Annotated in this window: 14 protein-coding genes; 8 read left to right on the forward strand and 6 right to left on the reverse strand. The window is 55.8% G+C overall.

Going from position 1 to position 15,091, the window contains the following annotated elements:
- Positions 1-13: 13 nt before the first annotated feature.
- From Q0721_RS00480 to Q0721_RS00495, 4 genes are read right to left on the reverse strand one after another with little or no spacing between them, the layout of a single operon-like run.
- Complete coding sequence (locus Q0721_RS00480) at positions 14-502, reverse strand: NUDIX hydrolase (RefSeq protein ID WP_299024184.1); 489 nt, start codon at positions 500-502, stop codon at positions 14-16.
- Positions 502-1,329 (reverse strand): zf-HC2 domain-containing protein, encoded by an 828-nt coding sequence (locus tag Q0721_RS00485; protein ID WP_299024186.1) that lies wholly within the window; start codon positions 1,327-1,329, stop codon positions 502-504. The genes Q0721_RS00480 and Q0721_RS00485 overlap by 1 nt, the downstream gene beginning before the upstream one ends.
- The gene (locus Q0721_RS00490) at positions 1,326-1,934 is read right to left on the reverse strand and encodes a sigma-70 family RNA polymerase sigma factor (protein WP_299024188.1); all 609 of its coding nucleotides are present in this window, start codon (positions 1,932-1,934) and stop codon (positions 1,326-1,328) included. The genes Q0721_RS00485 and Q0721_RS00490 overlap by 4 nt, the downstream gene beginning before the upstream one ends.
- 1 nt (position 1,935) lies before the next feature.
- Complete coding sequence (locus Q0721_RS00495) at positions 1,936-2,331, reverse strand: DUF3054 domain-containing protein (protein ID WP_299024190.1); 396 nt, start codon at positions 2,329-2,331, stop codon at positions 1,936-1,938.
- A 206-nt stretch (positions 2,332-2,537) separates the two neighbouring features.
- On the opposite strand from Q0721_RS00495, the gene Q0721_RS00500 reads away from it, so the two are divergent.
- On the forward strand, positions 2,538-3,188 hold the full coding sequence (locus Q0721_RS00500; RefSeq protein ID WP_299024192.1) for a VTT domain-containing protein: 651 nt from the start codon (positions 2,538-2,540) through the stop codon (positions 3,186-3,188).
- Between the two features lie 8 nt (positions 3,189-3,196).
- On the forward strand, positions 3,197-4,984 hold the full coding sequence (locus Q0721_RS00505) for a glycosyltransferase (RefSeq protein WP_299024194.1): 1,788 nt from the start codon (positions 3,197-3,199) through the stop codon (positions 4,982-4,984).
- Here Q0721_RS00505 and Q0721_RS00510 read toward each other — a convergent pair.
- Together Q0721_RS00510 and Q0721_RS00515 are read right to left on the reverse strand one after the other, a co-directional pair.
- Positions 4,974-5,726, reverse strand: coding sequence for a serine hydrolase (locus Q0721_RS00510; protein WP_299024195.1), 753 nt, complete (start codon positions 5,724-5,726; stop codon positions 4,974-4,976). The genes Q0721_RS00505 and Q0721_RS00510 overlap by 11 nt on opposite strands.
- Positions 5,727-5,806: 80 nt before the next feature.
- Entirely contained in the window at positions 5,807-6,718 is a 912-nt protein-coding gene (locus Q0721_RS00515; protein ID WP_299024198.1) for an alpha/beta fold hydrolase, read from the reverse strand.
- A 231-nt stretch (positions 6,719-6,949) separates the two neighbouring features.
- Between Q0721_RS00515 and Q0721_RS00520 the strand changes: the two genes are divergently transcribed.
- From Q0721_RS00520 to Q0721_RS00545, 6 genes are all read left to right on the forward strand, one after another.
- Complete coding sequence (locus Q0721_RS00520; protein ID WP_299024199.1) at positions 6,950-7,936, forward strand: ABC transporter ATP-binding protein; 987 nt, start codon at positions 6,950-6,952, stop codon at positions 7,934-7,936.
- Positions 7,936-8,916 (forward strand): dipeptide ABC transporter ATP-binding protein, encoded by a 981-nt coding sequence (locus Q0721_RS00525; protein WP_299024201.1) that lies wholly within the window; start codon positions 7,936-7,938, stop codon positions 8,914-8,916. Before Q0721_RS00520 ends, Q0721_RS00525 begins: the two co-directional genes overlap by 1 nt.
- A gap of 129 nt (positions 8,917-9,045) precedes the next feature.
- The gene (locus Q0721_RS00530) at positions 9,046-10,851 is read left to right on the forward strand and encodes a peptide ABC transporter substrate-binding protein (protein ID WP_299024203.1); all 1,806 of its coding nucleotides are present in this window, start codon (positions 9,046-9,048) and stop codon (positions 10,849-10,851) included.
- A 79-nt stretch (positions 10,852-10,930) separates the two neighbouring features.
- Positions 10,931-11,986, forward strand: a complete 1,056-nt coding sequence (locus Q0721_RS00535) for an ABC transporter permease (RefSeq protein ID WP_299024205.1) — start codon at positions 10,931-10,933, stop codon at positions 11,984-11,986.
- A gap of 18 nt (positions 11,987-12,004) precedes the next feature.
- Complete coding sequence (locus tag Q0721_RS00540) at positions 12,005-13,030, forward strand: ABC transporter permease (RefSeq protein WP_299024207.1); 1,026 nt, start codon at positions 12,005-12,007, stop codon at positions 13,028-13,030.
- Positions 13,031-13,150: 120 nt separating this feature from the next.
- A complete protein-coding gene (locus Q0721_RS00545) occupies positions 13,151-14,986 on the forward strand; it encodes a peptide ABC transporter substrate-binding protein (RefSeq protein WP_299024209.1) in 1,836 nt (611 codons plus the stop codon).
- The last annotated feature ends 105 nt before the right edge of the window (positions 14,987-15,091 follow it).

The raw sequence follows: 15,091 nt of genomic DNA on the forward strand, positions 1-15,091 counted from the left end.
GCCGTTTCTATTATTATTCTACCCCAAGGGCGCGGCGGGTGGCTCGAAAGGCCAGTGGAGGAAGGTGCTCACGATCGAAGAATCCTACGCGGTCTGCATCATCACCCGGGCGCAGGGTACCGCCAACACGCCTGGCACGGTAAACGATGACGATATCAGCGCCGCGCTCGTGCTCACGCCCACTGATGACTTCCACTAGTCCGGTCACTTGAATTTCCAAGCCAGTTTCTTCGAACGTTTCGCGTTCTGCGGCACGGGCAGGATCTTCACCGGCATCTACGAAACCCGCCGGTAGGGTCCAATAGCCTTGGTAAGGCTCGTTGACGCGGCGTGTGAGCAAGATTTTGCCTTCCTCTTCTACGATGGCGGCGGCAGCTACTTTGGGGTCGGCAAAGTAAATCCAACCGCACTGAGGGCAGGTGGGGCGTTCCTGTCCAAATAGAAAGCGTGAGACGACGGGCACACCACAATAGGGGCAAAAGCGAATCGGACGTTGGTTCATCAGGAACGCGACTTTCGGATCAAAAGTATGGTGCTCAGGACAAGGGCGATCCCAATCAACCCGGCCTGAATCCAACGCCTGAGCGGGACTCCGCTGCCCCGAGGGCCCTCGGGGGTAGGGAGAGCAGAAGGCGTGGCTATGTATATTTTACCCCGCTCTTCAGGCGCCGGCAGTCCCAAAATGGGGTTGGGGGTTTCGTTGGCTGGGCCCTGCAACGTACGTATTTCGGGGGTAGCCTGTGGGGGTGTCAACGGCTGGGAGGGGTAAGGCGGGGGAACCACCAAGGGCGCAGGGGTGGTAGGGGGGAGCGGTGGGTGCTCTGGAACTGTCCCTTTAGAACTGCCTCCGCCCATGTCCGCGGCGCCTTCGCCGCCCATGCCCATAGTGCCGGCAGGTGGAGGTGGCCCGCCCCAATAAACGATAACAGCGGTGGGGGTGGGCTCGGTCATGCCCAGAGCCTCTATTTGTGGAGCGCTGGGCGCTATGGTGCGCATCGCCCTCCCGCCTTCCGGTAAGGGAAGCCACTCGAGCAAGACAGCTAGAACCACTAAGAAGATGGCCAGCGCTGGGGCGAGTTGCCAAATCAGCGAGGGGCGTGGCTGGTGAGAAGTCACCATAGCAGGCGTTAGCGTGAAAGCACGGGGAGCTTTATGCCGCGGAGCCTGGCGGAGCACATGCCGAGTTTGGCGCAGGCTATCCCAGGCTTCACGGTATTCGGGGCGCGTACGTAGTTGCTCTTCCACCTGGCGACGCTCGCGCTCGCTGAGCTGATCATCCAGGTAGGCAGAGAGGCGTTCCCAGTCCTTGTAGGAGAGCCGCGTTTTCATACCATTTCCTCTTTATCTAGACGAAAGCGGGCTGGCAATAGTTCCGCGAATCCGGCTAGACAGTCGCGCAAGCGGAAACGGGCGCGCGCCAAGCGGCTCTTGATCGTGCCCAGGGGTTTGCTTAAAATCTGGGCCACTTCGTTATAGTCATATCCTTCCACATCTACCATGATCACCACAGCGCGAAAATCTTCCGGGAGTTGCTGCAAGCAGTGAGTAATGGCTTTTTCAACCTCACGCATCTGAACGGCTTCTTCAGGCGAGAGGTGGTTATCGGCGAGCCAGGTTGGCGATTCGATTTCCTCTTCATCGCGGTTGAAGGGCTCGAGCGTCACCGTGGGGCGGCGCTTGCGCCGCCGCAATTCATCGTAGCAAGCATTGGTGACCATTCGTAGCACCCAGGCGCGGAAGGAACCACCGCGGTAAGTTTTGAGGTTACGGTAAGCTGCGATAAAGGCGATTTGGGTAACATCTGCCGCCGCATCGGGGTCATTGAGCATGCGGTAAGCCAAATTGTAAGCACTATCCTGGTAGGTCAGTACCAACTGGTTGAACGCCTCCAGGTCACCCTCTAGCGCGCGGGCGATATAAGTGGTTTCGTTCACGTCAGCCCTTTCTCGAGCGGAGCACCAAAGCGGCAATCTCACGCCAAACAGCCATACCAACGCCAACCGTTGCGGTTAGCACCAGGACAAACAGAGGGATCACGGTGGTTTGGAGCCAAAAGCCACGCAGCCAGGCTGCCAACGGAACGGTGAGGAGAGCAGCCCGAAGAGCGCGCCCGCTCACCCCAAGGCGGCTAGCCAAAGTAAGTTGGTAGAGCCCTAAGGCAGGGGCGCTCAGTGCCCATCCAATAAGCAGGGGGATAAATGTTGAAAGCCAGCGGCTTGAGGCCAGGGTCAGCCCATGTGTGATTTCCCCAGCCAGTGTTACCCCCAGCAGGACGAATCCATCCCCTAGGATGATCCAATTAGGAACGCGGGGAGAATGTTGAAGTGCCACGTCAGTTATCCTATCCCAAAGAAAAGGGGGCGTCAAGTCAAAGCGGTAAGTTGATTATGGGGGCAATCCCTGATCTTGGGAAGGGAAACTCAAGAAAGGTGTTTCACGTATTATAATCAGCCTAGTATGATTATCAATATCCTTAAGCGCCTCAAAGGGACGTGAGAGTAAGGTGTGAGATCGGCGAGCACAAACGGGGATAGGTCATGGAAGGGTTTCTCAACGGCTTAGACCGTGCGATAGGATGGCTTCACCTTATCCCGCTTGCTCCGGTAGGGGGATGGTTTTACCCTCTGTTGGTGCTCATGGTGGCCCTAGAAGGCCCCATTTCGATTTTATTGGCGGCCACGGCAGCTTCTGCCGGCTTTGTTGCTCCCTTTCCGGTCTTTGTCGCGGCATCGCTGGGTAACTTGATTGCAGATATGCTGTGGTACACCCTTGGCTATATCGGGCGTTTAGAATGGCTGGCGCGCTGGCGTTGGCTGGGAGTCCGTCGCGAACACATCGAAGGATTGCAAGAACTGGTTCAACGCCATGCGCTTAAGATCCTGGTAGTTGCCAAACTCACTAACGGGATGATCATCCCGGCGCTGATTGCTACCGGGTTGGCGCGGGTGCCTTTGCGCCGCTGGTTTGGGGCAATTTTTGTTACTAATCTGGTGATTACGGGGGCTTTTGTGGCGGCCGGTTACTATATGGCCAACAGTCTGATGCACATTACCCAAGGTGTGCGGTATTTGGCCACTGCTTCTACCCTTCTTTTTCTTATATTGGGTATGTTCTTTGTGCCGCGTTTGTTGCGCCGTCATCCAGCATTTAAGATCGAAGACGCTACGCCCAAAGAACATAAGAGCTGATGTTTGCTATGCGTATCCTAATCGTTACCACCACTTTTCCGCCCCATTTGAATGGGCAAGCCACCTTCAGCGGCAACTTGGCCCAAGGGCTGGTGAAACATGGGCATTGGGTAGGCGTGGTAGTGCCGCAGCGCGGTTGGAAACTGAAAGTGGAGGAATACGGTAACTTGAGCGTGTGGCGCGTGCCGGGCTTACCCCTTAGCCTGCTTCGTAACGAGTTGGTGTGGGTGTGGCGCTTGGGCACGTTGATGCGAGGTATCTTCAACGCCGTTCAACCCGAAATTGTTCACTTGCAGGACTCCTCCCCTTTATGCCGGGCGGCTCTCAAAGAGGCCCGCCGTCGAGGAATTCCAGTTTTAGCAACCCATCATCCTGGCCCGGAGATCTGGGCGCCGTATTTTTCGTGGCTGGCACGTTATTTCCGTCCCATAGTGGCTTGGGCCGCTTGGCGCTGGATGCTCTCTTACCTCAACCGCGTGGATGGTGTCGTCGTGCCCTCTACGGCCGCAGCGCAGATATTGCGTCAGCAACGATTGCGCTCTCCACTTCATATCATCTCGTGCGGTGTGGATTGGCAGGGTTGGCAGGCCCAACCGCCGGTTGATCCTCGAACGGTGCGGCAGGCCTGGAATTTGGATCCGGATCGGCCTCTTTTTCTTTACGTGGGACGCCTGGATCCGGAAAAGCGGTTGCCGGTGTTGCTCAAAGCTGTGGCTGAGGTTCAGGGAAGGCCCTTCCAGGTAGCATTGGCAGGGGAAGGGGGGATGGAAGCCACGTTGCGCCGTTGGGTGTCTGCGCATCATCTCCAGGATCGGGTGCAGTTTTTGGGCTGGGTGCCGCGCGAAGCGGTGATCCAATTGTTACAGGCAGCGGATGTGTTTGTCATGCCTGGCGATGTGGAGTCGTTGAGCCTGGCTACGCTGGAGGCCATGGCTTGTGGCAAGCCGGTAATTGCTGCCCGTGCCATGGCCTTGCCGGAACTGGTCCATCACGGGGAGAACGGCCGTCTATTCCAACCCGGTGACCCCAACGACCTGGCGATTCAAATCCAATGGTTTCTGGAACATCCTGAAACCTGGGCGGTCATGGGGGAGCGAGGGCGTCAGATGGCCCAAGCCCACGATCTTAATCACACCATTGCACATTACGAGCGCCTCTACCATCAACTCGGTGCGCCTGAGGTTTCACCCTTGCCGGTATCTGGAACCCAGACAGCGTGGGGGGGTGCGCGCTTTTCAATCTCACGGATTTTGGCAGTGCTTCTGGTGGTTTTGGGAGCGCTCTTTTTGAGCGATATGTACCGCGCCCCGGCAGCTTCGGCTTCAGGACTCACTCTGGATGAGATGCGAACGGCTGTGGTAGAGCGCTTGGAGCGCCTATTTGAGCAGCGCAATGGAGGAGCACAATTACCGGACGGATCTATCTTCCCCTGGCAGCATCTGGGAGGCCCGGTGCGCATGGCCTTATTTGCCCGTGGTCACGGAAGAATGTGCCCACCGTTGATTCTGGAGTGGCAGCCGCTTCCGACCTGGCTTACTGAGGGCGAATCAGGTTCCCCGATGGTGGCACAGGCTTTGGTGATCGTGGAAAGTGATTTAGATGCCAAGCGCCTGCAAATGGTCTGGCAACCCCATGGTTGTGCCAACTTGTCTGAGGTACCTGACTCTGAGCAATCGCTGTTGCAATCTTATAAAGTGCTAGCGTGTCAGGTCTCGCCTGCTCAGGAGGACCCGGACGCCTTGCGTTGCGGTTTTCAGGTACTAGAAGACTGGGTGCAGTCGGGGATCACGCCTTAGAGGGGGATAAGGCCAGTTCCCCCGCCCATCCAAATAGATCCAACGCAGCGCGTTCATCCTGAATGCTTTGCATGAGTAAAAAGACTTCGGCTTGGGGAGTGTATCCCCAGTCGTGGAGGACGCCGGGGATGCTGCCGGTTTTGTGGCAGAAGGTGACCGCATCTGGGTTGAGGTTGCGCTTGAGCAAGCGGTCATCCTGGTTCAGGCTGAGAACCTGATCCACCCACTGCCGTTCCGGTGGTTCGAGATCGCGGATCAGCGCGAACAGATGGATGCAGTCGGTAGGGCTGATCCAGTTATCCAGACCGCGGGCACGTGCCTCGAAGTCCATAAGTTTCCGCTGGATCACCGTACCGGCTAGCCCTAGACCGGTCTGGAAGACCCGATTGAGGCGCTCAAGACCAACTCGGCGAATGACCAGGTTCGTGCACAGGTTATCAGAAGTGGTGATCATCATAAGCAGGACATCATGGTAAGTTAGGCGGCGTGTGGTCATCATCCAGGCAAAGCCGGCTCCCCGAACCTGGGGTTCCTCATCCAGGCTGCACCATTCATTCCGATTCAGTTGTCCTTCGCGTTCTAAGTACAGCCAAGCCAGCAGGATGGGGACTTTGATCAGCGAAGCTGCGGAAAAGCGTTCGCAATTGGCTTGCAAATGAGCGGGTTCCCCCTGGCGATGTAAGTAAAAGGCATACTGGGTGCCTGATTCGCGCAGAGCACGAAGAAAATCGGATAGTTGCACACTGCCCTCCGTTAAAGCATGGGATGCTTTTATTCTACCCTCAATCGCAGCCCAGCTCTTGGTGAGGGCTGCCGGCTGGTCTAAGGCAAGGCAGGGCCGTGCTGGCACTCCGGTGCGGTTTGAAGGGTAGTACGGAAGAAGTGGACCAGTTGGGGCATAAGGTGATCTAGACCGGGAGAACGCACCTGCTCGTGAGTGGCCTTAGGTAGCCAGATAATGGCCTTGGGTTCTCTAGCCGCCGTATATAACCGTTCAGCTTCTTCTGGGGGAATACGGCGGTCGGCGCGACTGAAGACAAACAAGATGGGGCGAGGAGTGAGGCGGTGTACAACGTCCAGGGGACGTACTTCGTCCCGCGAGAAGCCTTTGCGCCACTCTGCAAGGCGCATGACCTGTTCGTAGAGGGGGGTCGGGAAGAAGGCTGGCCGATTGAGCCGCCATGCATCTTCGAGGGACGGGAAGGGGGCAGCTGCGACCATGGCGCGAAGGCCGGGGGTCCGGGCGGCGCTGAGGATCAGGGCCACTGCACCAGCGGAGTGACCGATGCCCCCAACACAGGGGATACCCCGGGTTTCGGTGAGATAGCGTACCGCGGCGTCCACATCTTGGCTTTCGCGTGCCCCGTATGAGAAGGCAAAGCGGTTGCCCTCGCTTTCCCCACTGCCCCGATAACTGAAGAGCAGGACATGAAAGCCAGCCTCACGGAGAGGTTGGACTAAAGACAAGCCTTGGCGTTGGTCTTTGGCAGTGGCGGGTGCGTAAAGAATCGCTGGTGCGTCGGGGTTGGGGGCGGGGAAGAACCATCCCCGCAAGGTCAATCCATCGGCGGTGAGGAAACTCACCTCTTCATAGGCGAGATTCAGGTCGGAGGGGGGGCTTTTGAGGCTGCGCAGGGGGGCAGTGGTGGCGATCATCTCGCCAAGTAGAGGGGCCGAGGCCAGGAAAAAGGACAAACTTGAAATGAGGCTAGTCAGTAAAAGCGTGCTTCTCAAACGGCTACCTAGTTGTAAAGTGTGTTTTATTGTATCTGTAAAAAGAGATATTGAATAGGTCGCTGGAGTGTACAAATCGTGCAGGTTATGGGTTTTATCGCCACGGGGTGATTCAGTTTGACATGCCTCTACTTTGGTTGTAAAATTGATTTTGCCTTGTTTCTTGGGCTTTGTATGAACCACCTCACACCTGTTCCAGGGAACACATTCATATCAACCGAGGTCCATCCCATGACCGAATTGTTGACTGTCGAGGGCCTGGAGACCCAATTCCGCACGCGTGAAGGGACCGTCCATGCCGTCAACGGGGTTTCGTTTTCGCTGCGCGAAGGGGAGACCCTGGGTATTGTGGGGGAGAGCGGATGTGGCAAAAGTGTGACCGTGATGTCCATCCTGCGCCTGATCCCCTCACCGCCGGGTAAAGTTGTGGCCGGGAAGGCCATCTACCAGGGCAAAGACCTGCTGAAGATGAGCGATGAAGAAATCCGCCATATCCGTGGGGCGCAGATCAGCATGGTCTTTCAGGACCCGATGACCTCGTTCAATCCGGTATTGACTATTGGCCGGCAAGTGGCAGAACCGTTAGAGATCCATATGGGGATGTCGCGCAAGCAGGCGCTTGAGCGGGCGGCAGAGATGTTGGCTATGGTGGGCATTCCCAATGCCAAAGAGCGCCTAAATGATTATCCTCACCAGTTTTCGGGGGGCATGCGTCAGCGCGTCATGATTGCTATGGCGTTGATCTGCACCCCGCAAATCCTGATTGCCGATGAGCCTACCACAGCCTTGGATGTGACCATCCAGGCGCAGATCATTGATTTGGTCAAGCGCTTGCGCGATGAACTGGGAATGGCCATTATTTGGATCACTCATGATTTGGGCATCATCGCGGGGTTAGCCGACCGGGTAGCAGTGATGTATGGTGGTTACATTATAGAAATGGCCCAGGTGGATGAACTGTATGCCCATCCGACTCATCCTTACACAATTGGCCTATTGGGCAGTCTACCCCGTATGGACGAAACCGGCCACCGGCGTCTGATTTCGATTGATGGTTTGCCGCCGGTACTACTGGAAAAGCCGAACTACTGCCCCTTTGCACCACGTTGCAAATATGCGGTTGAGCGTTGTTGGCATGAAAATCCGCCCTTGATGTCGGTGGCTCCTGAGCATCAAGTGGCCTGCTGGGTGGACACTCAAACTGGGAGAGAACGCTGATGGCCGAGCCCGAAGTTCTGGTTCGTGTTGAGAATCTGGTTAAGCATTTTCCAATTACCCGTGGCATTATCATTCAGCGTCAGGTGGGGGCTGTCCATGCAGTGGACGGGCTGACCTTTGATGTTTACAGAGGCGAGACCCTGGGACTAGTGGGCGAATCGGGGTGTGGGAAGTCCACCACGGGCCGCACGATCCTGCAACTCTATCGCCCTACCTCGGGCAGTGTGCACTTTGAAGGGGTGGATTTGGTTAAACTCAAAGGCGAGGACCTGCGCCGCATGCGGCGACGCATGCAGATGATCTTCCAGGATCCCTATGCCAGCCTCAATCCACGTATGACGGTGGGTGAGATTATCGGTGAGCCGCTAATCATTCACAACGTGGCGCGGGGGCGTGAGGTACAAGAACGGGTGGAGCATTTGCTTGAACTGGTGGGCTTGAACCCGGCCTATGCCAATCGTTACCCGCATGAATTCTCAGGCGGGCAGCGCCAGCGCATTGGTGTAGCGCGTGCTTTAGCCCTGCAGCCCTCTTTCATTGTCTGCGATGAGCCGATCTCGGCGCTGGATGTCTCCATTCAAGCCCAGGTAGTTAACCTGTTGGAAGACCTGCAGCAGGAATTTGGCCTGACTTATCTTTTCATTGCGCACGATCTCTCGATGGTGCGTCACATTAGCAACCGCGTGGCCGTAATGTACCTGGGCGTGATGGTGGAACTGGCCTCACGTGATGAACTCTACAACCACCCCCTGCATCCTTATACCCAAGCGTTGCTCTCGGCGGTACCCATCCCGGATCCAGCGGTGGAGAAGAAACGCAAGCGCATCATTCTTCAAGGAGATGTGCCCTCGCCGGTCAACCCACCTTCGGGGTGCCGTTTCCGCACGCGTTGCCCGCTGGCCGCTGAGATTTGCAAAGAAGTGAAGCCCGAATGGCGTGAGGTAAGTCCAGGTCATTTTGTGGCCTGTCATATGGTATAAATTTATGTGAAGGCGAGGTTGGAAAGGAGGTGATGGTTGGGAAAGTGCGTTAGGTATGTAGGGTTGGTTAGAAGCGGGGCGTTAAACCCACTCGAATCCATTTAGATCCTTTTCAAGGAGGAGAAAGATATGCGTACCAAGTTGTTCTTGTTGATCAGTGTGTTGGTGTTGGCGGGCCTAGTCCTGGGGGCTTGCCAGCCGGCTGCACCGACCCCGGAGAAAATCATTCAGACAGTTGTGGTTGAGGGTACGCCCAGAGAGGTGGTGGTGACCGCGACCCCCGCGCCAGCGGCTGCGGGACCCAAGGTGCTGCGCCTGAACATGGGCCCAGGCGATATTCCTACCATTGATCCAGCACTGGCGACCGATACTTCTTCGGTTCAGATCATTGAAGAGACGAGTGTAGGTCTGACTCGTCAAAACGAAGAGACTGCGGAAGTATTGCCTGGCATGGCCGAGTCGTGGGATGTGGTTAACAACGAGGATGGCACCCAAACGGTGACCTTCAAATTGGTGACGGGTATCCCGTGGGTACGTTGGAACGGGAAAGAGGTCGAACAGGTACTGGATTGCGAGGGCAATCCGCGCTATGTGACGGCCTATGACTTTGAGTACGGCATCCTGCGCACACTCAATCCCAAGACGGCTTCAGACTATGCTTACGTGCTGGCCTTTGCCATCAAAGGTGCAGAAGACTATAACGCGGGCAAGACCGATGATCCCACTACCGTGGCGGTGAAGGCGCTCGATGAGAAAACCCTCGAGATCACCTTCAACGAGCAGGCGGCTTACAATGTCAACATCGCCGGCGTGTGGGTAGCCCATGCTATGCCCAAGTGGTTAATTGAGGGTGATGATTGCACTGAGGCGCGCGGTGATAAGTGGACCGAGACCGGTTTCTTCCAGGGTTATGGCCCCTATACCTTGAAGGAATGGGTGCATGACTCTTACATCACTTTGGTGAAGAACCCATTCTGGCCGGGTTTGCCCTCCGTGCCGGTGGCTAAGATTGACGAGATCACCTGGACAATGCTGGATGAGGTACCGGCGTTTGCTGAGTATGAGGCCGGCAATCTAGATGTAGCGGGCGTGCCTTTGGCCGACATTGACCGCGTCAAGGCAGACCCTGAACTCTCCAAGCAACTGGTGATTGGCCCGGTGATGTGCACCTACTACTACGGCTTCAACACCAAGGCCAAGTTCGTGGATGATGTCCGTGTGCGCCGCGCTCTCTCTATGGCGATTGACCGCCAGAGCCTGATTGACAACGTGCTTAAGGGTGGTCAGGAGCCAGCGCAGTGGTTCTCTCGCCCTGGTCTGACTGGTGCGCCGACACCGGATAAATATCCTGACCTGGGCGTCAAGTTCGATCCTGAGAAGGCCAAAGCCGAATTGCAGTCCTACCTGGATGAGAAGGGTCTGAAGGTCAGTGATTTGGATATCACCCTGATGTTCAACACTTCTTCGGGTCACCAGAAGATCGCCGAGGCCATCCAGCAGATGTGGAAGGAGTATCTCGGCTTGGATGTCAAATTGGCTAACCAGGAGTGGAAGGTCTACCTGAAGACCATCCGTGACCCGCAGGCGACGCCGCAGATTTTCCGCCTTGGCTGGTGCCAGGACTACCCGGATGCTAACAACTTCCTGCGCGAAGTGCCCACCAAGGGCGGCTCGTCCAACCCGGCTGATGGCGGTGGCTTCAACTGGGAGAACCCCAAGTTTGAGGAACTTGTAGTGCAGGCTGCGCGCGAGACCGATCCGCAGAAGCGCGTAGACCTCTATGCCCAGGCCGAGCAGATCCTGGTTTACGAAGATGCGGTGATGGCCCCGATCTATTGGTACACCCGCGTCACTGTGACCAAGCCGTACGTCCAGCGGACTTTCTCGGTGCTGGGTGGTCTTGAGCATATTGAGAAATGGGATATCACCCGCTAGTGGGTTGTGCTCAGGAGGGGAGGGGGAAACCTCTCCCCTCCATCCCTTCGGGGAAGATTTGGATCTCAGGAGTGAGTGAATGGGCCGATATATTGCACGGCGTTTGATTTACCTTTTGGTGGTCTTGTTTGTGGTTTCAGCCATCACCTTTGGGCTAATGCACGCCGTACCCGGGGGGCCATTTGATCGCGAGAAGGCTTTGCCCCCGGAAATTATTGAGAATCTTAATAAGCGTTACCACTTGGACGAGCCCTTATTGATGCAGTACGGGCGCTATCTCTACGATGTGTTTATCCCCAGAATCAGCGCCACTCCACCCCAAGGGAGTGTGGATGACGATTTTCTCATCACGGTAAAACTGGGAAACGTGTGGTTCAAGTGGATGAATTTTGGCCCCACATATTCATCCCGTAGCCGCACGGTTAACGATATATTCCGCCAGCAGTTGCCAGTTTCGGCACAACTAGGTATTATGGCTTTGCTCGTGGCGATCATCATTGGCATGCCACTAGGCATTTTAGCTGCCCTCAAGCAGAATACCATTTTTGATTATTTGGGCATGAGTGTGGCCATCTTCGGCGTCTCGGTGCCAGTTATTATTCTGGGCCCCCTCATGATCTGGATCTTTGGAGTCACGTTGAAGTGGTTCCCGCCGACCGGTTGGGGTGCCAAACCACCGTTTGTCTTGGGCATTTTCCCCCGTGAGTTAGGTCCGGAGTTTTTCCGCTACGCCATTATGCCCTCGGTAGCATTGGGGTTAGGCTCGTCGGCGATTATTGCCCGTCTTACCCGTGCCAGTTTGCTCCAAACCATGCGCGAGGATTACATCCGCACGGCGCGGGCCAAGGGGTTACGTGAGTCGCTGGTCATTGTGCGCCATGCACTTAAGAATTCGCTCATTCCAGTGGTCACTATTTTAGGGCCGCTGTTTGCCGCGTTGGTGACCGGGACCTTTGTCACCGAGGTAACCTTTGGAATCCCGGGGATGGGGCGTTATTTTGTCACCAGTATCACCAACCGGGATTACCCAGTGATTATGGGTACCATTTTGCTTTATGCGTTGATTTTGGTCATTGCCAACCTGGTGGTGGATATAGTCTATGCGTATCTGGATCCGCGTATTCGCTATGATTAAGGCCTCTGAGGGATCAATATGGCTCAACCCGTGACATTGGATGCTCGTGCTCGAGATAAAGACACACTTTTAACCACTAAGCGCGAAAGCCTGTGGCAGGATGCCCTGCGTCGGTTAATACGCAACCGCGCCGCGGTAATCGGTGGGGTTATCATTCTCATTCTCTATCTTACCGCCATCTTCGCCGATAAGATCGCGCCTTATCCCTACGAAAAACAAACGCTGGTGGATCAAAACAAAGTGCCAGCATGGATGCTTAAGGTCTTCCCCACCATGCAGCCTTACGCCAAGATTTCGGATAAGTATCTTTTAGGGGCGGATTATGTGGGCCGAGATCTCTTCAGCCGGATTGTCTATGGAACCCGCGTCTCCCTAACCGTCGCGCTGATTGGCCCACTCATTAGCCTGTTTATCGGTGTGATCTATGGGAGCATTTCGGGCTACTTCGGTGGACGCTTAGATAACATCATGATGCGCATTGTGGACGTATTGTACGCGTTCCCTGGCTTGCTCTTTATTATCCTGCTCATGGCATTCTTCCGTTCAACCTTTGCACGCCCTGAACCCGGCACATTCACTTATACGGTCAGCCAGTTGGATGCGCGCTTGGGGGGGATGTTGTTCATTTTCATCGGGATCGGTCTGACTGCCTGGGAGACGATGGCTCGTTTGACTCGTGGGCAGGTGCTTTCGATGCGTGAGAAGGAATTTATTGAGGCGGCCCGCACCATTGGTGCCACCGATTTACGCATTATGTTTCGCCACATTCTGCCTAATATCGTGGGTCCGCTGGTGGTGGCGGAGACGCTCGCCATCCCGGGGTATATCACTACCGAAGCGTTCCTTTCGTTTATCGGTTTGGGGGTCAATCCTCCCACACCCTCCTGGGGCTCCATGATTTCCGAAGGAGCGCAGGTGATCCGTACCTATCCCAACCAGACCATCTTCCCGGCCCTCGCCCTGGCGATCACCATGTTCGCCTTTAACTTCTTGGGGGATGGCCTGCGCGATGCGCTCGATCCGCGGTTGCGTGGGACTCAATAGTCTAGAGATTTCGTGGCCCCCGATCTTGTACCCTAAAAATCGAATGGTTCAACCGCCGCGCTGAGGAATCGCCATTCCCAGGGCGGCTTATCCTATTAGTCAAAAAGGAGGAGGCCTGAAATGCGCAATAAAATCTGGATGGTGCTAAGTGTCTTGTTGGGTGTGGCGCTGATTATGGCTGCCTGCCAGCCCGCTGCACCAACCCCCCAGGTTGTCGTGGAGACGGTGGTGGTCGAGGGTACGCCCAAGGTGGTAGTGGTGACTCCCCAAGCCACGCAGCCGGCTGAACAACGCAAAGTGCTGCGCCTAGCGTGGGGGCCAGGGGATATCCCTACCATTGATACCGCCCTGGCTGTGGACGTAATTTCCATTCAACTGATTGACGAAATGACGGTCGGGTTGACGCGCCAGAATGAACAGACGGCAGAGTTGGAACTGGCGATGGCCACCGATGTGCAAACCTCGGAGGATGGGCGTACTTACACCTTTACAATCAAAGAGGGGGTGCCCTGGGTGCGCTATAACGGTAAGGAGGTTGAGCAAGTGTTGGATTGCGACGGCAATCCTCGCTATGTGACGGCCTATGACTTCGAATATGGCATCTTGCGCACGCTCAACCCAGCCACAGCGTCGGATTATGCGTATGTGCTGTACGGGATTGAGGGGGCAGCGGCATATAACCAGGGCGAAACGGATGACCCGAGCACCGTGGGGGTCAAAGCGCTGGATGCAAAAACTTTGCAGATCACGTTCATTGAGCCGGCGGTATATAACCTTAACATCGCTGGCCTGTGGGTGGCTCATGCACAGCCCAAGTGGATCATTGAGGGCGATGATTGCACTGAGGGACGTGGTGAGCGCTGGACGGAGACGGGCTTCTACCAGGGTTATGGGCCCTTCACGCTCAAAGAGTGGGTGCATGATTCTGAGATCTCCATCGTGAAGAACCCCTTCTGGCCGGGCGATGCCGTGGTGCCTTCGCCCAAGATTGATGAGGTGCATTGGAAACTGGTGGACGCCGCAGGGGCTTTGGCCGAATTTGAAACAGGCAACCTTGATGTCTCGGGGATTCCAGCGGGCGACTTGGATCGCATCCTCAACGACCCAAAGTACGCGGATATGCTGCGCAATACCTATACCCTGGGCACTGAGTTCTATGCCTTCAATACCACCAAGGCCCCAACCGATGATGTGCGGGTGCGGTTAGCGTTGGCGCTGGCTGTGGATCGAGAGGCGCTGGTCAAGAATGTGACCAAAACTGGGGTACCCGCGCGCTGGTTCACACATCCAGGTGTGGCCGGCGCCCCCAAGCCGGAGAAATTCCCGAATTTAGGATTGACGTATGACCCGCAGCGCGCGAAGACGTTGTTGGACGAGTATCTGAAAGAGAAAGGCCTAACCGCGGATCAGTTGGACCTCACGTTAGTATTCAACACCAGTGAATCACACCGTCGCAAGGCAGAAGCCGTACAGGCGATGTGGAAGGAGACGTTGGGTATCAATGTGAAACTGACCAATCAGGAGTGGAAGGTCTACTTGAAACAGCGTAAGGCGGGTAATGAGAACATTTATCGCGGCTCTTGGGTACAGGACTACCCGGATGCCAATAACTTCCTGCGTGAGGTGTTTACGGATAATAACGGCACGCCGGGGCCCTATCAGGATGTGGTAAACTGGCCCGTAGCCGAAAATGCTGAGGGGAAAATCGTTTACACACCCGGGAGTAACCCGCTCTACGATAAGTTTGTGGAGCTGGTAATAGCGGCAGCCAAAGAGACGGATTCGGACAAGCGAATGCAATTGTATGCGGATGCTGAGAACATTTTAGTCAATGAAGCGGTAGTGATCCTCCCACTCTACTGGTATGCGGATAAAGTCCTGGTCAGTCCACGGGTTATCGACACTCCCTCGATTACCGGCTACGACCGCTTTGAGAAGTGGGACATCAAGTCTTAAAAAGCGTCCTCCTGAGCATGACTTCGCAGCCCCTGGTAAACCCCAGGGGCTGCGTTTTTGGATTGGAGTGTGAATTGTGGTTATAATGGGAAAGCGTCTTTGCAG

Source organism: uncultured Thermanaerothrix sp., assembly GCF_938028735.1.
In the GTDB taxonomy this organism is placed as follows: domain Bacteria; phylum Chloroflexota; class Anaerolineae; order Anaerolineales; family Anaerolineaceae; genus Thermanaerothrix.